Here is a 20,080-nt window from a genome sequence, read left to right on the forward strand (position 1 = left end):
GCTTGTATGCCAGAGCCGGAGGACGCCCCATGACCTTGCCGACCACCATGACCGCCATCGGCATCAAGGCGCCCGGTGGCCCCGAGGTGCTGGTCCCCGAAACCCGCCCCGTCCCGCAGCCGGGGCCCGGCGAGATCCTCGTCAAGGTGGCGGCCGCCGGCGTGAACCGCCCGGACGTCCTTCAGCGCGAGGGCGGCTATCCGCCGCCCACGGGCGCCTCCGACATCCCCGGCCTGGAGATCGCCGGCGAGGTCGCGGCCCTCGGCGAGGGTGCCGCGCGCTTCGCCCCCGGTGACCGCGTCACGGCACTCGTCGCCGGCGGGGGATATGCGGAATACGCCGTGGTGCACGAGTCGAACGCGATGCCCGTGCCGAAGGGCCTCGGCCTCATCGAGGCCGCCGCCATTCCGGAGACCTTCTTCACCGTCTGGTCGAACGTCTTCGACCGGGCCGGCCTGAAGCCGGGCGAGGTGTTCATGGTCCATGGCGGCACCTCCGGCATCGGCACCACCGCCATCCAGCTCGCCAAGGCGTTCGGGGCGACCGTCATCGCCACCGCCGGCTCGCCCGAGAAGTGCCAGGCCTGCCTTGACCTCGGCGCGGACCTCGCGGTGGACTACCGCCAGGAGGACTTCGTCAAGGCGGCCAAGGACTTCACCGGCCAGAAGGGGGTCGACGTGATCCTCGACATGGTCGGCGGCGACTACATCGAGAAGAACCACGAGGCCGCCGCCGTGGAGGGCCGCATCGTCCAGATCGCCTTCCTCAAGGGGCCAAAGGTGACGGTCAACTTCACCCGCATCATGCTGAAGCGGCTCGTCCACACCGGCTCCACGCTGCGCGCCCGCGACGTCGCCTTCAAGGCCGGCATCGCCCGCGCCCTGGAGGCGAAGGTGTGGCCCCTGATCGAGGCCGGCCGCGTCAAGGTCGTGCTGGATTCGACCTTCCCGCTCGCCGACGCCGCCAAGGCCCATGCCCGCATGGAGACCAACGCCCATGTGGGCAAGATCGTGCTCACGGTCTGACGCGCGGCGCTCATTGCACCGATCGCGGCCAGCGCGTATATAGGCGGCGATCCCGTCATCACTGACGATTTCAGGCTTTGCCCGGCGGCCGACCGGGCGGAGCAGCAAGGAGGGTTTGCCCCGATGGCCACAGTGCCCAACACGCCGCTCATGCCGAAGGCCACCGCCGTTTGGCTGGTCGAGAATACCGGACTGAGCTTCGACCAGATCGCCGCCTTTTGCCGCCTGCACCCGCTCGAGGTGAAGGCCATCGCGGACGGCGAGGCGGCACAGGGCATCAAGGGCCTCGACCCGGTCATCACCGGCCAGCTGACCCGCGAGGAGATCGAGCGCGTGCAGCGCGATCCGGCCGCCCGCCTGAAGCTCGCCGAGCGCAAGGTGCGCGTGCCCGAGCAGAAGCGCCGCGGACCGCGCTATACCCCGGTCTCGCGCCGCCAGGACCGGCCGAACGCCATCCTGTGGCTGATGCGCAATCATGCTGAGCTGAAAGACGCGGCCATCATGCGCCTCGTCGGCACCACCAAGACCACCATCCAGCAGATCCGCGAGCGCACCCACTGGAACGCCGCCAACCTGACCCCGATGGACCCGGTGACGCTCGGTCTCTGCTCCCAGCTGGAACTCGACCTCGAAGTGGAGCGCGCCTCCAAGGGCGGCCCGCGCCGCGAGGAGGGCGATGCCGGCGCCCAGGTTCTGCTGCCCGTCGAGCAGACCACCGCCCCCGAGGCGCTCGAGGAGCAGGAGGAGAAGGAGCTCGATGCGGACAAGATCTTCGCCAAGCTGAAGAGCCTCAAGGGCCCCGCCGAGGCCGAGGAGGAGTGAGGCCGCCGGCCTCCCGGGAGGCCGCGACCCTCAGCGGCCGTCCGGGAAGAGCGACCGGATGCCCTCGGCGGTCGCCGGGGCGACGCCGCGTTCCGTGACGAGCGCCGTCACCAGCCGCGCCGGGGTGACGTCGAAGGCGTAGTTGGCGACCGGGGACCCGTCCGGCACCAGCTGTACGGTCTCGATCCGGTCGTCCGCGGTCCGCCCGGCGATGTGGCTGACCTCATGCCCGTGACGCTCCTCGATCGGGATCTCCTTCAAGCCGTCGGAGATGCGGAAGTCGATTGTCGGGGAGGGCAGGGCGACGTAGAAGGGCACGCCGTTGTCCTTGGCGGCGAGCGCCTTCAGGTAGGTGCCGATCTTGTTGGCGACGTCGCCCGCCGCGGTCGTCCGGTCGGTCCCGACGATGACCGCGTCCACCATCCCGTGCTGCATCAGGTGCCCGCCCGTGTTGTCCGCGATCACCGTATGGGGCACGCCGTGGTGGCCGAGCTCCCAGGCGGTCAGGAAGGCGCCCTGGTTGCGCGGCCGGGTCTCGTCGACCCACACATGGACCGGGATCCCGGCCTCGTGCGCCATGTAGATCGGCGCCGTCGCGGTCCCCCAGTCCACCGTCGCGAGCCAGCCGGCATTGCAATGGGTGAGGATGTTCAGCCGCTTGCCGCGCTTCGTCGCCGCGATCCGCCGGAACAGATCCAGCCCGTGCCGCCCGATCGCCGCGTTGATGGCGACGTCCTCGTCGGCGATCTCGGCCGCCGCCGCATAGGCCGCGTCGATGCGCGCCGACGGAGCCACGTCGCCCAGGATCTTGCGCACCTCGTCGAGCGCCCAGCGCAGGTTGACGGCCGTGGGCCGCGTCCGGATCAGCCGGTCGTAGGCCGCCCGCAACCCCTGCTCGTCGGCCCGCTCGCGCATGCCGAGCGCCATGCCGTAGGCCGCCGTGGCGCCGATCAGCGGCGCGCCGCGCACCACCATGGTTTCGATCGCCCGCGCCGCGTCCTCCAGCGTGTGCAGCGTCGCGATCTCGAAGCGGTGCGGCAGCTTGGTCTGGTCGATGACCGAGACGTCGCCCGCATGGGCCTTCGTCCAGATCGTCCGATAGGACCGGCCGTCGACCTTCATGCCACCCTCCCGCTCATCACCCCAGGCGGCGATCGTATTCGAGGACCGCGTTGAGGAGAACCTGTGCCCCGGCGGCACACTCGTCGAAGCTGGTCGATTCCGCCTCGTTGTGACTGATCCCACCCGCGCAAGGCACGAAGATCATCGTGGTCGGCGCCACCCGCGCCACGTAGGCCGCGTCGTGGCCTGCGCCCGACACCATGTCCCGGTGCGGGAAGCCCGCGCGCTCGGCGCCGATCCGGACGCAGTCGATCAGCGCCGGGGCGAAGCGGACGGCCGGCGAGTGCCAGATCCGCTTCTCCTCGTAGGCGAGCTTCAGCGGCGTCAGGATCTCCCCGAGCGCCTGCCGAAGCTTGCTCTCCATGACGTCCAGCACCGCGTCGTCCGGGTGCCGCAGGTCGACCGTGAAGAAGACCTCGCCGGGGATGACGTTGCGGCTGTTCGGCCGGTTCTCGATCAGCCCGACCGTCCCGACCGCGTTCGGCGCATGCTCCTGCGCGATGGCGTCGATGCGGTCGATCATGCGCGCGGCGCCGAGGAGCGCGTTCTTGCGCAGGTACATCGGCGTCGCGCCCGTGTGGGCGTCCTGGCCCGTGACGGTCACCTCGTACCAGCGCATGCCCTGGACGCCCTGCACGACGCCGATCATCCGGCCCTCGTCCTCCAGGATCGGGCCCTGCTCGATATGCAGCTCGAACATCGCGCCGAACTTGTGCGCCCCGGCCTTTTCGGGTCCGCGATAGCCGATCCGCTCCAGCTCGTCGCCGTACCGGATCCCCTGCCGGTCCTCGCGGCTGTAGGCGAAGTCGGGCGTGAAGACGCCGGCATAGACCCCCGAGGCCAGCATCGCGGGCGCGAAGCGCGAGCCCTCCTCGTTGGCCCAGTTGACGATCTCGAGCGGCGCGTTGGTCTCGTAGCCGAGGTCGACGAGCGTCCGCATGGCCTCGAGCGCCCCGAGCACGCCCAGCACGCCGTCGAACTTGCCCCCCGTCGGCTGGGTGTCGAGGTGCGATCCCATGGCGATCGGCAGGAGGTCGGCCCGCCTGCCGGGCCGGGTCGCGAACATGTTGCCGACCTCGTCGACCGTGACCCTGCAGCCGAGGGCCTCGGCCTCGGCCTTGAACCAGTCTCGGATCTGCTTGTCCTCGTCGGTGAGCGTCAGCCGCTTGATCCCGCCCTTCGGCGTGCCGCCGATCCGGGCCGTCTCCATCAGGCTGTCCCAGAGGCGTTGCGGGTTGATCTGGAGGTTCTGCATGGGAGGGCTCCATGGACGGAGGGGCGTGGCAGGGAAGGCCGGCGCGATCGCTCGACGGCAGGTCGCCGGACCAGGCTCACGGCCGAGACTCGTTACCCCGGGGAGTAACGTCCGGCGTCCTTCGCGCGCGAGAGGGCCGCCACCCCCGGCGGCCCGCCGCAGCCGCGGTCACGGCGTCACGTCCACCCGGGCCACCCCACGCGGCCGGTTCAGTTCCTTCCAGGTCGTGTTGGCGACGTGGATGGCCGGGAACGGGTCGCGCGCCACGTACTGGCCGTCGCCCTTCTCGGCCCGGAGGTCGCCCTCCTTCCAGGCGACGCGGCCGCCGGAGAGGACCACGACGGGCAGGCCCGTGCAGCGGTATCCCTCGAAGACGTTGTAGTCGATGCGGCTCACCTGCTTCGAGGCCGCGATGGTCTTCTCCGCCTTCGGGTCCCAGACCACCAGGTCCGCGTCGGACCCGACCGCCACCGCGCCCTTGCGCGGGTAGACGTTCAGGATGCGCGCGATGTTGGCTGACGTGACGGCGACGAACTCCTCCTTGGTCAGGCGGCCGGTATTGACGCCCGCCGTCCAGAGTACCGGCATGCGGTCCTCGAGCCCCCCCGTCCCGTTCGGGATCTTGCGGAAGTCGCCGAGCCCGATCCGCTTCTGCTCGGTGGTGAACGAACAATGGTCCGTCGCCACGACCTGCAGCGAGCCCGACATCAGGCCAGCCCACAGGCTGTCCTGGTGCCTCTTGTCGCGGAAGGGCGGCGACATCACCCGTCGGGCGGCGTAGTCCCAGTCCTTGTTCAGGTATTCCCGGTCGTCCAGGACGAGATGCTGGATCAGCGGCTCGCCGAAGACGCGCTTGCCGGCCTCGCGCGCCCGCTTGATCGCCTCGTGGCTGTCCCGGCAGGACGTGTGCACCACGTAGAGCGGCGCCCCCACCATGTCGGCAATCATGATCGCCCGGTTGGTGGCCTCGCCCTCGACCTCCGGCGGCCGCGAGAAGGCGTGGCCCTCCGGCCCGGTCACGCCGCGCGCCATGGTGTCCTCCTGCATGCGGAAGACCACGTCGCCGTTCTCCGCATGGACGAGCGGCATGGCGCCGAGCTGGGCGCAGCGGCTGAACGAGTGGTAGAGCTCGTCGTCGTTCACCATCAGGGCGCCCTTGTACGCCATGAAGTGCTTGAACGTGTTGATGCCGTAGGTCTTCACGACGGTTTCCATCTCGTCGAAGACCTGTTTGTCCCACCAGGTGACGGCCATGTGCAGGCCGTAGTCGGTCGCCGCCTTCTCGCCCTTGCGCCGCCAGTCCTGGTAGGCGGCGAGCATGGATTGGCCCGGGTTGGGGATGCAGAAGTCGACGATCATGGTCGTGCCGCCCGACACGGCCGCCTTGGTGCCCCACTCGAAGTCGTCGGCGGAGACCTGGCCCATGAAGGGCAGTTCCATGTGGGTGTGCGGGTCGATGCCGCCGGGCATCACGTAGCACCCGCCGGCGTCGATCACCTCCGCGCCCGCCGGGGCGTCGAGGCTCTCCCCGACGGCCACGATCGTCCCGCCCTCGACGAGCACGTCCGCCCGCCGGGAATGGTCATGGTTCACCACGGTACCGCCACGGATCAGGATGGTCATGTCGGGGCTCCCGGCATCTGTCAGGTTGTCGCGTTCGATGGACCTGCTTCGGCGAGCACTGTCGCCAGCAGCGGGTGCATGGGTACGAGGAAGGGATTGATGATGGTACAGCCGAAGCGCTCGAATCCGGCATGCCCGTCCTCGGAGAGGAGGATCCGGCATCCCGCCTGGACGGCGCCGGCAAAGATCACCGCATCGAAGATCTGGAAGCCGTGTCGATCCACCAGTTCGAGGCCGAGTTGGAGCGCCGTTGTGTCGATTGGTGCCACGTCGTAGATCCGCATGAAGCCGGCGACAGTACGGCTCGCATACGACTTGTCGCGAGTCTTGCGGGCAAGAACGTAGTGAAGCTCGCTGAACACCAGGGCCGAGACGACGCAATCCTGTTCAGTCAGTCGGAGCAGGAGTTCAGCCGAGGATTCCCTCCTGCGCAGGTCGTCCAGACCGGCCGCATAGACGAGAATGTTTGTATCGAGGCCGACCTTCACAACAGCCGCTCGTCGTGGAGCTTGGCGCGATCGAACTTGCCGAGACCGAGCGGCGGCTGCTGACGCATTTCCTCGATCAGATCGAGCAATGCCTGCCGACGCCCCTCCGGAGACGAAATCTTGGCAGGTGGCATGATCGTCGCCACGACCTCCGAGCCGTCGACGATCTGGATCGGGCCCTCCTTGCGAACGTCTGCGATCACGTCCGCGAAATTGCTGCCCGCTTCTTTGACGCTCATCCTACGCATTTGGTGGCTCCGATCCGACGAGGGGATCGGGTGTCCGGTCGTTCGGACACCCGACTTTGACTCTACTTGATCCCGGCCGCGTCCGTCACCGCCGCGGTCCACGCCCCCTTCGGCTCCTTGGTGATCACCGGGGCCTCGCCGCCGGCGGTCAGGAGGGTCTTGACGGTCACGGCGTAGTCGGCCGGGTCGAGCTTGCCGCTGGAGCCCTCGGTGAGCTTGTTGATCTCGCCCATCATGCGCACCTGGTGCTTCTCGGTCTGCGCGCCCGTCGTGTCGTTGTCGAGCACGATCTTGGCCGCCTCCTTCGGGTTGGCGCGGGCCCAGTCCCATCCCTTCATCGAAGCCTTGACGAACTTGCCCATCCGCTCGACGAACTTCGGGTCCTTGAGCTTCTCCTCGGAGGCGTAGAGGCCGTCTTCCATCGTGGCGACGCCCTGGTCGGCATACTTGAAGGTGACGAGGTCCTCGGCCTTGAGGCCCGCGTCGATGACCTGCCAGTATTCGTTGTAGGTCATCGTCGAGATGCATTCGGCCTGCTTCTGCAGGATCGGGTCGACGTTGAAGCCCTGCTTGACGACCTTCACGCCGCCCGCCGACCCGTCGGTCTTGATGCCGAGCCGGGCCATCCAGGCCATGAACGGATACTCGTTGCCGAAGAACCAGACACCCAGCGTCTTGCCCTTGAAGTCGTCCGGCGACTTGATGCCCGACTCCTTCCGGCAGGTCAGCATCATGCCGGACCGCTTGAACGGCTGCGCGATGTTGACGAGCGGCACGCCCTTCTCGCGCGCGGCGAGCGCGGCCGGCATCCACTCGACGATCACGTCCGCCCCGCCGCCGGCGAGCACCTGCGGGGGCGCGATGTCGGGGCCGCCCGGCTTGATGGTCACGTCGAGGCCGGCCTCCTTGTAGAAGCCCTTGTCCTTGGCGACGTAGTAGCCGGCGAACTGGGCCTGCGTGACCCACTTCAGCTGCAGCGTCACCTTCTCCTGTGCCCAGGCGGCGGACCCGCCGAGGCCCGTGGCGGCGAGGATTCCGAGGGTCACCAATGCTCTTTTCATGCGACGCACTCCTCTCCACGAAAGACGCGCCTGCCGGCCCTAGCGACGCCGGTAGGACGGATGCCAGAAGGTGACGGCCCGCTCGGCCAGGGCGAGGAGACCGTAGAAGAGCGATCCGGTGACCGCCGCGACGGCGATCTCGGCCCAGACCATGTCGAGACTCATACGCCCCACCTCGGTCGAGATGCGGAAGCCCATTCCGACCACCGGCGTGCCGAAGAACTCGGCCACGATGGCGCCGATCAGCGCCAGCGTCGAGTTGATCTTGAGGCCGTTGAAGACGAACGGCATGGCGGCGGGAAGCCGCAGCTTGAGGAGCGTCTGCAGGTAGCCGGCCCCGTAGGAGCGCATCAGGTCGAGCTCCAGCCGGCCCGCGGCCTGCAGGCCAGCCACCGTGTTCACCAGCGCCGGGAAGAAGGTCATGATCACCACGACGGCGACCTTGGACGGCCAGTCGAAGCCGAACCACATGACCATGATGGGCGCGATGCCGATCATCGGCAGCGCCGACACGAAGTTGCCGATCGGGATCAGCCCGCGCGCCAGGAACGGCACCCGGTCGCACAGAATCGCGATCAGGAACCCGGCCGCCGACCCGCAGATCCACCCGGGGATGACGGCCCTCAGCACGGTCTGGACGAAATCGTCCCTGAGCGTCGGCACGGCCTGGGCGATGCGGGCCCCGATGGCGGAGGGGGCCGGCATCAGCACGGACGGCACGCCCGCCCCGACGGTCACCACCTCCCACAGGAAGATCAGGAAGGCGCCGAACAGCACCGGCACGATCAGGTCCACGGCCCGCCGGCCGAAGGCGACCGGCGGCGCCGCCGCGGCGAAGCGCGCCGTGACCAGCCAGGCGAACAGCCACAGGCCGACGACCGCCCCCCAGAACCAGCCCGGTGCCGCGCCCGCCACGTCCGGCCGGTGCACGTAGTCGAGCGCCGCCGCACTCCCGACGAGGAGGAGGACCAGGCCGACCATGGCGCCCGGCAGGGCGTCGCCGCCCCTGAGCCCGCCCGAGGACGCGGTCACGGCCGGCCCCCCATGGCGCGCATCGTCAGCCGTTCGGCGAGCCCGACCGTCCCCACCGCCAGCGCCGCCAGGACCGCGGCGGCGAAGAGGGCGGCCCAGATCTGGACGGTCTGCCCGTAGTAGGAGCCGGTCAGCAGCCGCGCCCCGAGCCCCGCCTGGGCGCCCGTCGGCAGCTCGCCCACGATCGCCCCCACGAGGCTGATCGCCACCGCCACCTTCAGGCTCGCGAACAGGAACGGCAGCGAGGCCGGCCAGCGCAGCTTCCAGAAGGTTTGCGCCGTCGAGGCGTTGTAGGTCCGCATGAGGTCGAGGTCGATCACCGCCGGCGACGTCAGCCCCTTCACCATGCCGATGGTCACCGGGAAGAAGCAGAGATAGGCGGAGATGATCGACTTCGGGACGAGGCCCGTCACGCCGAGCGACCCGAGCACCACGATGACGATCGGCGCCACCGCCAGGATGGGCACCGTCTGGGACGCGATGATCCAGGGCAGCAGGCTCTTCTCGAGCGACCGGACGTGCACGATGAGGACGGCGAGCCCCGTTCCCAGCACGGCGCCGAGGAGGAAGCCGAGCAGCGTCGAGGAGAGCGTCGTCCAGGCGTGGAACAGCAGGTTGCGCGGCGTCCAGCGGATCTCGCAGGCGAAGAACGCCTCGAGGAGGGGCCGCTCCTCGTCGAGCCGCCCGCAGGTCGAGGTCCTGAGCTCCAGGGCGATCTGATGGGGCGAGGGGAGGACCGGCCGCTCCAGGCTCCAGGCGGCCTGGTAGCGCGCCAGGAGCGTGCCCTCCGTCGGCATCGCCGGCAGGCCGGCATTCATCGGCAGGCAGGCGACGTACCAGCCCGCCAGGATCAGGAGCACGACGGTCAGGACCGGGACGGTACTGCCGGGCGCGCGCGCCGCCGGGCGCGCCTTGGCCCGGCTCGCGTCCGGATCCGGCCCGGCGAGCGCCTCAGTCGTCATAGGAATGCCCGGCCCGCAGGCCCTCGCGCACCCGGTGCGCGACCTTGAGGAACGCCGGCGTCTCGCGGATGTCGAGCGTCCGCTCGCGCGGCAGCTCGGTGTCGATGACGTCGATGATGCGCCCCGGCCGCGGGCTCATCACCACGATCCGCGTCGACAGGAACACCGCCTCGGGGATCGAATGGGTCACGAACACGACCGTCTTGCGGGTCTCCCGCCACAGGCGGAGGAGCTGCTCGTTGAGCTTGTCGCGCACGATCTCGTCGAGCGCTCCGAAGGGTTCGTCCATGAGCAGGAGCCGCGGGTCGAACGACAGGGCACGGGCGATCGAGGCGCGCTGCTGCATCCCGCCGGAGAGCTGCCAGGGATACTTCTTCTCGAAGCCCTTGAGGTTGACGAGTTCGAGATTGCGCAGCGCCCGCGCCCGCCGCTCCGCCCGCGGCACGCCGAAGATCTCGAGCGGCAGCATCACGTTCTTCTCGACCGTGCGCCAGGGATAGAGGCCGGGGGCCTGGAACACGTAGCCGTACTGCCGCTTCTCCCGGGCCTCGCGCGGCGACCAGCCGTTCACCCGGACCTCGCCGGCGGTCGCCTGCTCGAGATCAGCGATGACGCGCAGGAGCGTGGTCTTGCCGCAGCCGGACGGGCCGATCAGCGACACGAATTCGCCCGGCATGATCTGGAGGTCGACGTCCTTCAGCGCGTAGACGGGCCCGTCCGCGGTGTCGAAGGTGAGCGACAGCCGCCGCGTGCCGACCGCCGGCGGAATGCCCCCCGGTGCCCGATCGCCCGCCGTCCGCTCCTCGACGCCCGCCATGCCATGCCGTCCCTGCCTCTAGGGGAGATTTGATCAAACGGACAAAAACGGTGCAAGCCGAAAAACCGGGCTCGCGGCGAAATCTAAGGCCGCCTGCGCGGCTTGTCGACGGAAGCTCGGGCGGACGCGCGGGAGCCTTGCGGAAATTGTGAAGCATCGTGCCCGAATTCAGGGCGGCGGCGTTGACTTCCGCCGGGAATGATCCGATTTTCTGCCGACCGGCAACCGTGCTGTTTTCAGTCGGATCGGCGGCCCCGGCGTATTCCGCGCGCGGGGCTTTCCGTGTCCTGGAACGCAGACTTGCCGGACCTTGCAATGTCGAGAGGAGTCAACGACCATTCGCCGACCGTTCCGCGCGCCCGTGCCCCCCAAAGAGGGGCCCCGTATCAACCGGGAAATCCGAGGGGTTCCCCAGGTTCAGCTCATCGACGACGAAGGCAAGAACCTCGGTGTGATCGCCTTCTTCGACGCCCTGACCATGGCCGAGGAGGCCGGCCTCGACCTCGTCGAGATCGCGCCCCAGTCCGTGCCGCCCGTCTGCAAGATCCTGGATTTCGGCCGCTACAAGTACCAGGCGCAGAAGAAGGCCGCCGAGGCGCGCAAGAACCAGAAGGTGGTCGAGATCAAGGAAATCAAGCTCCGCCCGAACATCGACGACCACGATTACGGCGTGAAGATGCGTCAGTCGCGCGGGTTCTTCGAGGAAGGCGACAAGGTCAAGATCACGCTCCGCTTCCGCGGCCGCGAGATGGCGCATCAGGAACTCGGCTTCCAGCTTCTCGACCGCGTCCGCGCCGACCTCGGCGACATCGCCAAGGTGGAATCGGAGCCGCGCTTCGAGGGGCGCCAGATGATCATGATCCTGACGCCCCGGTGAGCCGGAGCCTGTCGGGTCCCGGGCGGGGCGGCGGCCTCGCCCGTCCCCCTGCCGCCGGGTGCCGGGCCACGCGCCGGGCCCGTGGAGGCCACGCCCCATGACGGACCAGACCCGCGCGGTGCGCTGGCGGTCCCCCGACGGCGGCCTCGAGCACCTCAGCCTGAAGATCGCCGAGACCGGCGTCACCGCCGAGGGCGTCGTCATCGGCGGCGCCGGGGAGACCGCCTTCGGGCTCCGCTACCGGATCGTCTTCGACGCCGGCTGGGCTGCGGTGCGCAGCCTGCACCTCACCGTCCTGGGCGGCCCGACCCTGGCGCTGCGCCACGACGGCTACGGCGAATGGAGCGACCAGGAGGGCCGGAAGCGCAAGGAATTCTCCGGCCTCCTCGACATCGACGTCGCCGCCATCCCGCTCGGCTTCGTCGCGACCGTCGCCCGCCAGGCCTGGAAGGCCGGCAAGACGCAGGACGCCGAGGTGCTCCGGATCGCGGTCCCGAGTCTCGAGCCGACCCGCGCCCGGCTCCGTATCGCCTGCCGCGAGGCCGGCCGCGCCTACGAGCTGGACGGAGCCCCCGTGACCCTGGGCGAAGACGGCCTGGTGACCGCCTGGGCCGGCCGCTGCGAGCGCATCGAGGCCTGAGAGGCCGGTGGACAGCAACGGCCGCCTGGTCGTCAGAGGACGACGCTGACAGCGATCGCCACCGACCAGTAGATCAAAGAAGAAATGAAGATGATGACGAAGAGCGAATAGGTCGAGCGGTTGATCCCGGCCAGCTTCGCATCCCGCTGTTCTGTGGTCGCCTCGTGTGTGATTGCCTCCGTCGCCTCGCTGACCAGCCGGTGGGCGACGATGTAGAGGACCACGTTGACGACGATGCCGACCACGAAGAAGAACAGGCCCCAGCGAGAGGTCGCGCCGGCCAGGTTCTTGAGGATGACGCCGCAGACCGCGGCGAGAGCGATCACGATCGAGATCGCATACTTCGCGATCTCGATATAGACCTTGAAGCGTTCAACCTCGTCTCGGGATGCCAGGGTCCGATCAGGCATTCTGTGTCACGATGGTTTCGCTGTCCGACTTCCAGCAGGTCGCTGCCCGGTCGAAGACCCGGCAGAACGACCGCGAGGCCTTCAACAGGTCCAGGGCGAAGTCCCGGACTTTTTCCTCGCCGAACTCCGAGTTCCGCCGGACCCAACGCTCTGCCCGTCGCAGGATGGCGTTGAAGTTCCCTTGAAGGTCGTAGATGTTTCCCCTGAGCAACAGCGGTTCGGGACCGGTGAGAGCAGACGTGACATGGTCCGTCAGTAGGTTCCAGCGCACGGCCGCGGAGAGCGCTCGGGCGATCCTCAGGAAGACCTGACGTTTGGTATCCGTCAGCTTCGCCGCAATGCGGTCGATTTTCGCGGAAACGAGTCGTGCCATGTCGAGATGTTCGACGATATAGACCTTGTCGTCCTTTGCGTAACGCAGCATGCGAAACCTCGGCAACAGGCAGGGTTGCAGAGGCAGAATAGGCACGTTTCCGGAGAACTGCAAGGAAAGAGAGTAGTAACACAAAAATACAATCTTAAAATGTATCAAGTTGTGTTCCGATCGGTCGACCCGGCAGGGCCGGGTCGACACGCATCATGACCCCGCCGATCACTCGCTCGCCGCGGGCCTCGGCGGGTCGACGTCGGAGAAGCTGTAGGCGGTCTTCACGGTCGTGTAGAACTCGCGCGCGTAGGCACCCTGCTCGCGGGGGCCGTAGGAGGAGCCCTTCCGGCCGCCGAAGGGGACGTGATAGTCGACGCCGGCGGTCGGCAGGTTGACCATCACCATGCCGGCCTCGGCGTTGCGCTTGAAGTGCTGGGCGTATTTCAGGCTCGTCGTGCAGATGCCCGAGGACAGGCCGAACTCCGTGTCGTTCGCGATGGCGAGCGCCTCGTCGTAGCCCTTCGCCCGGATCACGGTGGCGACCGGCCCGAAGATCTCCTCGCGGGCGATCCGCATGCTGTTGTCGACGTCCGCGAAGAGCGCCGGGGCCATGTAGAAGCCCGGGCTCTCCCGGTTCAGCCGCTCCCCGCCGAGCACCAGCCGCGCGCCCTCGTCCTTGCCGATGGCGACGTATTTCATGTCCTGCTCGAGCTGCCCTTCGTCCACCACCGGGCCGATGTGGGTGCCGGCCTTGAGGGCGTCGTCGACGACGAGCCCGCGCAGGCGCTCGCTCATGGCGTCCAGGAACCGGTCGTGGATCCGCTCGGTCACGATCAGGCGCGAGGAGGCGGTGCAGCGCTGGCCGGTCGAGAAGAAGGCGCCGTTGACCGCGCATTCGACCGCGACCTTCAGGTCCGCGTCGTCGAGGATCACGAGCGGGTTCTTGCCGCCCATCTCCAGCTGGATCTTCTTCATCGGCGTGGACTCGATCGCCGCCTGCGCCACCTTGCGCCCCGTCGGCACCGACCCGGTGAAGGTCACGGCGTCGATCTTCGGCGAGCGCAGGATCGTCTCGCCGACCACCGAGCCGCGGCCCTGGACCAGGTTGAAGACCCCGGCCGGGATGCCGGAGCGGACGATGATCTCGGCGAGCGCGTGGGCGGTCGCCGGCACCAGCTCGGCCGGCTTGAACACGATGCAGTTGCCGTAGGCGAGCGCCGGGGCGATCTTCCAGGCCGGGATCGCGATCGGGAAGTTCCAGGGCGTGATCATGCCGACGACGCCGATCGGCTCGCGCGTGACCTCCACGCCCACCCCCGGCCGCACCGACGGGATCGCCTCGCCGCCGAGCCTCAGGCATTCGCCGGCGAAGAAGGCGAAGATCTGCCCGGCCCTGACCGTCTCGCCGACGCCCTCCGGCAGGGTCTTGCCCTCCTCTCGCGACAGGATGCGGCCGAGCTCGTCCTTGCGGGCCAGGATCTCGTCCGAGATCTTCTTCAGGATCTCGTAGCGCTCCTGCGGCGTCGTCCGCGACCACTTCGGAAACGCCGCGCGCGCCGCCTCGATGGCCCGCTCGGTGTCGGCCGCCGTGGCGCGCGGGAACTGGCCCACCACGTCGTTCGTGTTGGACGGGTTGACGTCCGGGTGGACCTCAGCGGCGGCGATCCATTCGCCGGCGATGAAGTTGCGGGCGGCCTCGGTCATGGCGTCGTCCTCTTCGCGTTCTGGCCGCCCGAGGGGCGGTCGTTCCGGTTATCGTTGGCGCGTATCCTCGGAGGAATGCGCGGGGTGTCAAGCCCGGCCGGCCTCGGATCCGCGCCGGTCCGTCATGCGGCCGTGAAGGTCCTCGTGAAGGCGGGAAGGCTGCGGCGCTCGACTGCCGCCCGGTCCCAGGCGATGCCGAGCCCCGGCGCGCTCGAAGGCACCGCCATCCCGTCCTCCACCCGCATCCCCTCGGTGGTCAGGTCCTCAAGCTGAGGGATGTATTCGACATACTTGCCGTTCGGCACGGCGCAGACCAGGCTCACGTGCAACTCCATGAGGAAGTGCGGCGAAACGGGAAGGTCGAAGGCCTCCGCCGCGTGCGCCACCTTGAGCCACGGCGTGATCCCGCCGATCCGCGCCACGTCGACCTGCACGACCGAGCAGGCCCCCCGCGCCATGTAGTCCCGGAAATGCCGGATCGAGTAGAGACTCTCCCCGACCGCGATCGGCGTCGCGGTCGACCGCGCCAGCCGCACGTGCCCTTCGACGTCGTCCGCCGGCAGCGGCTCCTCGATCCAGGCGAGGTCGAGCTCGCCGAAGCGGCCCGCCCGCCGGATCGCCTCGTCGACCAAGAATCCCTGGTTGGCGTCCGTCATGATCTCGAACCCGTCACCGACCGCCCGGCGCACCGCCGAGAGCCGCGCGAGGTCCTCCGACACGTGAGGCCGCCCGATCTTGATCTTCGAGCCGCGGAAGCCCGCGGACCGGGCCGCCAGCGCGTCGTCCACCAGGGCCTCCGGCTCGATGTGCAGCCAGCCGCCCTCGGTCGTGTAGAGCGGCGCCCGGTCCTTAGCCCCGCCTGCCAGCACCCAGAGCGGCAGGCCCTGCTTGCGCGCCCTGAGATCCCAGAGGGCCGTGTCGATCGCCGCGAGCGCGAGCGCCGTGATCGCCCCGATGGTGGTGGCGTGGGTGGCGTATTCGAGGTCGCGCCAGATCGCCTCCACCCGGTCGGCGTCTTGGCCGAGTATGCGGGGCACCAGGTGGTCGGAGAGGAGCCGCATCACCGACGATCCGCCGGTCCCGATCGTGTAGCTGTAGCCCGTCCCGCTGGCCCCGTCCGCGTCCGTGATGGTGACGATCGGCGTCTCCTGGCTGACGAAGCTCTGGATCGCATCCGTCCGCTTCACCTTCGGCGGAAGGTCGACCATGCGGATCTCGACGTGCTCGATGCGGGCCATGCCGCGTCCTCCCTGTCCTGAAGTGCCTAGCTGGCCGCCGACCGGCCCCGCATGGCGCCCAGGATGGCACGTGCGAGCGGGCCGTCGAAGAGCGACGTGACGTCGGGCTCCAGCCGGCGGCTCCAGTTGCTGCGCTCGCGATCGGTGCCCGGCAGGTTGACGGCCTCCGTCTCGCCCGCCAGGTCGTCGGCCTGGACCAGCGCGAGGAGGCTTGGCGTGCGGGCCACGAAGGCGTGCACGGCGGCGGCGAGCTCCGGACCGAAGTCGGCCCGGGAGGCAGCCTCGGGCTCGATCAGCCCCTCGGCGGCGAGCGCCCCGACGAGCACCGTGCGGTCGCGCGTCCGGGCCTCGCGGGCCCGGACGGCGCCGTCCGCGTCGAGCCGGCCGAGCTGCACATCCTCGTCGATGTCCGCCCCGCCCCACCATCCGGCGAGGGTCGCCAGGTCGTGGGTCGAGACGCAGGCGGCGGCCTTCCGGGGATACCGCTCCGGTGGCACGAAGCCGTCCTGGCGGCGTTCGAACCACAGCACCCGGTAGGACAGCAGCCCGGCCTCGTCGAGCCGTTCGCGGAAGCCCTCCGGAACCGTCCCGAGATCCTCCCCGACCACCAGCGTCTCCGCGCGCCGGCTCTCCAGCGCCACCTGCCCGACGAGGTCGTCGAACGGCATCGCCACATAGGCCCCCTCCGCCCCGGTCGCCCCGTCGGGCACCAGGAACAGGCGCTTCAGGCCCAGCACGTGATCGATCCGCAGCGCGCCGGCATGCGCCATGTTGGCCGCCAGCATGGCGCCGAAACCACGGAAGCCGTCCCGCGCCATCGCCCGCGGGTCCGGCGCGGGCAGGTTCCACACCTGTCCGGCGGCCGAGAAGGGATCGGGCGGCGCGCCGACCGAAACGCCCTGCGCCAGGCGGTCCTGCTCCGACCAGGCCTCGGCTCCGTCCGGCGCGCAGCCGACCGCGAGGTCGCGGTAGAAGCCGAGCCGCAGGCCGCCGTCGCGGGCGGCCCGGGCGGCGTCCCCGAGCTGCCGGTCCGCGAGGAACTGCAGGAACATCGAAAAGCGCACGCGGGTGGCGTGCCGGGTGGCGACGTCCGCGATTCCCGGCGCGGCCGGGTGGGCGAGCTCGGCCGGCCAGCGCCGCCAGTCCGTCTCGCGCCGCAGTTCCGCGATCGTCTCATAGAGGGCGAAGCGCCGCAGAGCCTCGCCGCCGCGCGCCACGAAGGCCTCGAAGGCGAGCGGCAGCGGCGGGGACTCCCCGTCGACCCGTCCGCGCTCGGCGCTGACCGTCTCGAAGATCATGAAGGCGTGCGACAGAACGCGCTTCTTGGCCGCCCAGACGGTCGGATAGTCGACCGCCCGGCCCGCGGACAAAGCCCGGAGCACAGGGTCCTCCACGGCCAGGGCGTGCTCCACGGCAGGGCCCATGGCGCCCCTCGGCAGGTCGGCGACGTCGATGTAGATCGGGTCGAGGAACCGCCGGTCGGACGGGCTGTAGGGGCTGGTGCGGGACCGGTCCTGGTCGAAGAGCGCGTGCATCGGGTTGAGCCCGGCCACCGCCGCCCCGGCCCGACCCGCCTCCCGGGCGAGCCGCGCGAGGGTGGTGAAGTCGCCGATGCCCTGATCGCCGGCGCGCCGCAGCGTGTAGAGATGCGCGGCGACGCCGAACAGCCGGCGTCCCTCCGCGAGGTCCTGCGGCAGCCAGCAGGTGGCGGGCGCGACGGTCACGTGCCCGGCCATGCCGGGGCTGTCGGCGAGGTGGATGCTGTGGCGCCCGGCGGGCAGCACCGGCAGGTCCACCGTCCGCACCCGCGTCGGCCTTCCGTCCGCCGCCGTCGTGGTCCCCTCCGCGCCCTCACCGGGCCGGATCCGCACCAGCCGCTGCTCCCCGTCCTCCAGTCCGACGACGAGGTCGACGGCCCGTCCCGCGAGCCCGGGCCCCAGGCGGAGCCGCGGCGCCACGCCCTCGCGGGCGAGCGTCGCATGGGGGAGGAGGCGCAGGTCGCGGTCCTCCGCGAGCGCGCGGAGGCTGTCACGCGCCTCGCCGCTGGTGCCGGCCGGAAGCCGCAGCGCCGCCAGCAGCGCCCGCTTGGTGTCGTCCGGGACACGGTGATTGTTGCCGTCGATGTCCCACCAGTCGAGCGCCAGGCCCCCCGCCGTGGCGAGCCGGTCGAGCGCGGCCGGATCGGCCGGCCCGCGGCCGCCCCCCGCCCCGCGCGCCGCCTCCTCCACGAAGGCGACGACCGAGCGGGCCTGCACGGGGGCCACTTCGGCCGTCATGTCCGCCGCGGCCCCGGCCTCCGTACCCCGGGTTTCCGGTCGCGCGCTGTCGAAGGCCCGCCGCCATCCCCGGCCGTCCCCGGGCTGAGGCAGCCGGACCGAGGTCGGGGTGCGCCCGGCATGGAGCACCACCACGGCCCGGCTCGCCGGTTCCTCGTCCGTCGCCGGCCGGTGGAGGGCGGCGATCAGGGTCCGGTTCTCCGGATCGTGCCAGTCCGCCGGGCGCATGGACGTGCCGGACGGCGTCAGCCAGTCCACGTCCGGAATGCCGCTTCCGTCGAGCGGCCCGCCCGTCAGCGGCCGCTCGTCCGTGAGCGCCGGCGTCTCGCGCCTGAGGCGCACGAGCGCGGCCACGGTGGCGGCGAGGTCGTGATCGGCCGACGCCCAGTCGAGCCACGAGACCGGATTGTCCTGCGCATAGGCGTTGTTGTTGCCGCCCTGGCTGCGCCCGAGCTCGTCGCCCATCGAAATCATCGGCGTCCCGCGCGACAGGAACAGCGTCGCCAGCAGGGCCCGCACGTCCGCCCCCCGGGCGGCGCGCACGGCCGGGTCGTCCGACGGGCCCTCCGCGCCGTTGTTCCAGGCGTAGTTCTCGTCCGTGCCGTCGCGGTTCTCCTCCCCGTTGCCGTGGTTGCGCTTGGAGGTGAAGGCGACGAGGTCGGCGAGCGTGAAACCGTCGTGGGCGGTGACGAAGTTGAGGCTCCGCGACACCGGCCGGTGCCGCGGCCCGAAGATGTCGGCCGAGCCCGCGAAGCGGGTCGCCATGTCGCCGATCCGGCCCGCATCGCCCCGCCAGAAGCGCCGGACCGTGTCCCGGAAGCGGTCGTTCCATTCGCCCCAGCCGGCCGGGAAGGCGCCGAGCCGGTGCCCTCCGGGGCCGATGTCCCAGGGCTCGGCGATATGGACGAGATCCCGCAGGACCGGATCCTGTCCGATCGCCGCGAAGAGCGGCGCCTCGGGGTCGAACCCATGCGCGCAGCGGCCGAGGGTGGCGGCAAGGTCGTACCGGAACCCGTCGACCCCGGCCCTCAGCGCCCACTGCCGAAGCGAGTCCATGGCGAGGCGGATGACCGTCGGCCGGTCCAGCGCCAGCACGTTGCCGCAGCCCGCGTCGTTGACATAGGCGGCGGGATCCGCCGGGTCGAGCCGGTACCAGGTGGCGTTGTCGAGCCCGCGGAACGAGACCGTCGGCCCCCAACGGTCGCTCTCGCCGGTATGGTTCAGCACCACGTCGACCAGGACCGCGATGCCGGCCGCCTGCAGCGCCGCGACCGCGCCGCGCACCTCGTCCCAGCCGCCGGGCGCGAGCCGCGGATCGGGGGCGAGGTAGGCGAGGGGGTTGTAGCCCCAGTAGTTGGCGAGCCCGAGCGGCGGCAGGTGCCGCTCGTCGATCCAGGCGTTGGCGGGCATGATCTCCACCGCCGTGACGCCGAGCCTGACCAGATGCTCGATCACGTCCGGATGGGCGAGCCCCGAGAAGGTGCCGCGCGCCTCGGGCGGAACCGCCGGATGGAGCTTGGTGAAGCCGCGCACGTGCAGCTCGTAGACGACCAGTCCCTCCCAGTGGAGCGCCGGGCGGACCGCGGCCGGACGATGCACCGGCGCCCCGACGAGGGCCTTCGGCACGGCCGGCGCGCTGTCGCGCTCGTCCTCGGTCGCGCCGGTCTCGCGACGGTCGAACAGGAGGTCGTCGAGCCGGAAGGGCCGGTCGAGCCGCGTCGCCCAGGGGTCGACCAGCAGCTTGGACGGGTTGAACCGGTGACCCTCGGCCGGGGCCCAGGGCCCCTCCACGCGCAGTCCGTAGCGTTGGCCCGCCGCGATCCCCGGCACGAAGCCGTGGTGGACGTCACCGGTCCGCTCGGGGAGCGGGATTCGGGCGGTCTCCCGGTCGCGCTCGTCGAAGAGGCAGAGCGTCACCCGGCTCCCATGGGCCGAGACCACGGCCACGTTCGCCCCACCCTCGCGCAGCGTGACGCCGAGGGGCTCAGGGGACGAGGGCGGCGGTCGGACCATGCGAAAGCTCCGTGGAGAGGCGGGCACGTACCGTGGGCAGGCCCGCGCGGGGCGCGGTTGGCGCCCCGCGACGGAGCGCGCTCGGCGCCCCTTCCGAACA

Annotated in this window: 18 protein-coding genes; 4 read left to right on the plus strand and 14 right to left on the minus strand. The window is 70.3% G+C overall.

The window, feature by feature from the left end:
* The first annotated feature begins 29 nt into the window (after positions 1 to 29).
* Both WBG79_RS04185 and WBG79_RS04190 read left to right on the plus strand, forming a co-directional pair.
* Entirely contained in the window at positions 30 to 1,025 is a 996-nt protein-coding gene (locus WBG79_RS04185; protein WP_337355850.1) for an NAD(P)H-quinone oxidoreductase, read from the plus strand.
* A 123-nt stretch (positions 1,026 to 1,148) separates the two neighbouring features.
* Complete coding sequence (locus tag WBG79_RS04190; protein ID WP_337355851.1) at positions 1,149 to 1,847, plus strand: DUF1013 domain-containing protein; 699 nt, start codon at positions 1,149 to 1,151, stop codon at positions 1,845 to 1,847.
* 30 nt (positions 1,848 to 1,877) lie between these two features.
* Here WBG79_RS04190 and mtnA read toward each other — a convergent pair whose 3' ends face one another.
* From mtnA to WBG79_RS04235, 9 genes are all read right to left on the minus strand, one after another.
* Complete coding sequence (gene mtnA, locus WBG79_RS04195; protein WP_337355852.1) at positions 1,878 to 2,969, minus strand: S-methyl-5-thioribose-1-phosphate isomerase; 1,092 nt, start codon at positions 2,967 to 2,969, stop codon at positions 1,878 to 1,880.
* A gap of 16 nt (positions 2,970 to 2,985) precedes the next feature.
* A complete protein-coding gene (locus WBG79_RS04200) occupies positions 2,986 to 4,224 on the minus strand; it encodes a Zn-dependent hydrolase (RefSeq protein WP_337355853.1) in 1,239 nt (412 codons plus the stop codon).
* Positions 4,225 to 4,392: 168 nt separating this feature from the next.
* On the minus strand, positions 4,393 to 5,847 hold the full coding sequence (gene hydA / locus WBG79_RS04205; protein ID WP_337355854.1) for a dihydropyrimidinase: 1,455 nt from the start codon (positions 5,845 to 5,847) through the stop codon (positions 4,393 to 4,395).
* Between the two features lie 20 nt (positions 5,848 to 5,867).
* A complete protein-coding gene (locus tag WBG79_RS04210) occupies positions 5,868 to 6,335 on the minus strand; it encodes a PIN domain-containing protein (RefSeq protein ID WP_337355855.1) in 468 nt (155 codons plus the stop codon).
* Entirely contained in the window at positions 6,332 to 6,574 is a 243-nt protein-coding gene (locus WBG79_RS04215; RefSeq protein WP_337355856.1) for a hypothetical protein, read from the minus strand. The genes WBG79_RS04210 and WBG79_RS04215 overlap by 4 nt, the downstream gene beginning before the upstream one ends.
* 71 nt (positions 6,575 to 6,645) lie before the next feature.
* Positions 6,646 to 7,644 carry an ABC transporter substrate-binding protein gene (locus WBG79_RS04220; protein WP_337355857.1) on the minus strand — a complete coding sequence of 333 codons (999 nt, stop codon included), beginning with the start codon at positions 7,642 to 7,644 and terminating at the stop codon, positions 6,646 to 6,648.
* A gap of 39 nt (positions 7,645 to 7,683) precedes the next feature.
* Positions 7,684 to 8,625: an ABC transporter permease gene (locus WBG79_RS04225; RefSeq protein ID WP_337357882.1), complete on the minus strand. Its 942-nt coding sequence runs from the start codon at positions 8,623 to 8,625 to the stop codon at positions 7,684 to 7,686.
* 47 nt (positions 8,626 to 8,672) lie between these two features.
* Positions 8,673 to 9,638, minus strand: a complete 966-nt coding sequence (locus WBG79_RS04230) for an ABC transporter permease (RefSeq protein WP_337355858.1) — start codon at positions 9,636 to 9,638, stop codon at positions 8,673 to 8,675.
* Positions 9,628 to 10,455 (minus strand): ABC transporter ATP-binding protein, encoded by an 828-nt coding sequence (locus WBG79_RS04235; RefSeq protein WP_337355859.1) that lies wholly within the window; start codon positions 10,453 to 10,455, stop codon positions 9,628 to 9,630. Before WBG79_RS04235 ends, WBG79_RS04230 begins: the two co-directional genes overlap by 11 nt.
* A gap of 337 nt (positions 10,456 to 10,792) precedes the next feature.
* On the opposite strand from WBG79_RS04235, the gene infC reads away from it, so the two are divergent.
* Both infC and WBG79_RS04245 read left to right on the plus strand, forming a co-directional pair.
* Positions 10,793 to 11,332 carry a translation initiation factor IF-3 gene (gene infC / locus WBG79_RS04240; protein WP_337357883.1) on the plus strand — a complete coding sequence of 180 codons (540 nt, stop codon included), beginning with the start codon at positions 10,793 to 10,795 and terminating at the stop codon, positions 11,330 to 11,332.
* Between the two features lie 97 nt (positions 11,333 to 11,429).
* Positions 11,430 to 11,972, plus strand: coding sequence for a putative glycolipid-binding domain-containing protein (locus WBG79_RS04245; RefSeq protein WP_337355860.1), 543 nt, complete (start codon positions 11,430 to 11,432; stop codon positions 11,970 to 11,972).
* Positions 11,973 to 12,004: 32 nt separating this feature from the next.
* Here the strand turns inward: WBG79_RS04245 and WBG79_RS04250 are convergent, their stop codons facing one another.
* The 5 genes from WBG79_RS04250 to glgX all read right to left on the minus strand — a co-directional run bounded on the left by WBG79_RS04250 (position 12,005) and on the right by glgX (position 19,980).
* Positions 12,005 to 12,382: a hypothetical protein gene (locus WBG79_RS04250; RefSeq protein ID WP_337355861.1), complete on the minus strand. Its 378-nt coding sequence runs from the start codon at positions 12,380 to 12,382 to the stop codon at positions 12,005 to 12,007.
* A complete protein-coding gene (locus WBG79_RS04255; protein WP_337355862.1) occupies positions 12,375 to 12,806 on the minus strand; it encodes a hypothetical protein in 432 nt (143 codons plus the stop codon). The genes WBG79_RS04250 and WBG79_RS04255 overlap by 8 nt, the downstream gene beginning before the upstream one ends.
* 168 nt (positions 12,807 to 12,974) lie before the next feature.
* Positions 12,975 to 14,453: an aldehyde dehydrogenase family protein gene (locus WBG79_RS04260; protein ID WP_337355863.1), complete on the minus strand. Its 1,479-nt coding sequence runs from the start codon at positions 14,451 to 14,453 to the stop codon at positions 12,975 to 12,977.
* Positions 14,454 to 14,575: 122 nt separating this feature from the next.
* Entirely contained in the window at positions 14,576 to 15,691 is a 1,116-nt protein-coding gene (locus WBG79_RS04265; protein WP_337355864.1) for a mandelate racemase/muconate lactonizing enzyme family protein, read from the minus strand.
* Between the two features lie 26 nt (positions 15,692 to 15,717).
* Positions 15,718 to 19,980 (minus strand): glycogen debranching protein GlgX, encoded by a 4,263-nt coding sequence (gene glgX / locus WBG79_RS04270; RefSeq protein ID WP_337355865.1) that lies wholly within the window; start codon positions 19,978 to 19,980, stop codon positions 15,718 to 15,720.
* Positions 19,981 to 20,080 lie beyond the last annotated feature (100 nt).

Origin of the sequence: Prosthecomicrobium sp. N25 (genome assembly GCF_037203705.1) — a bacterium.
Lineage (GTDB): Bacteria > Pseudomonadota > Alphaproteobacteria > Rhizobiales > Ancalomicrobiaceae > Prosthecodimorpha.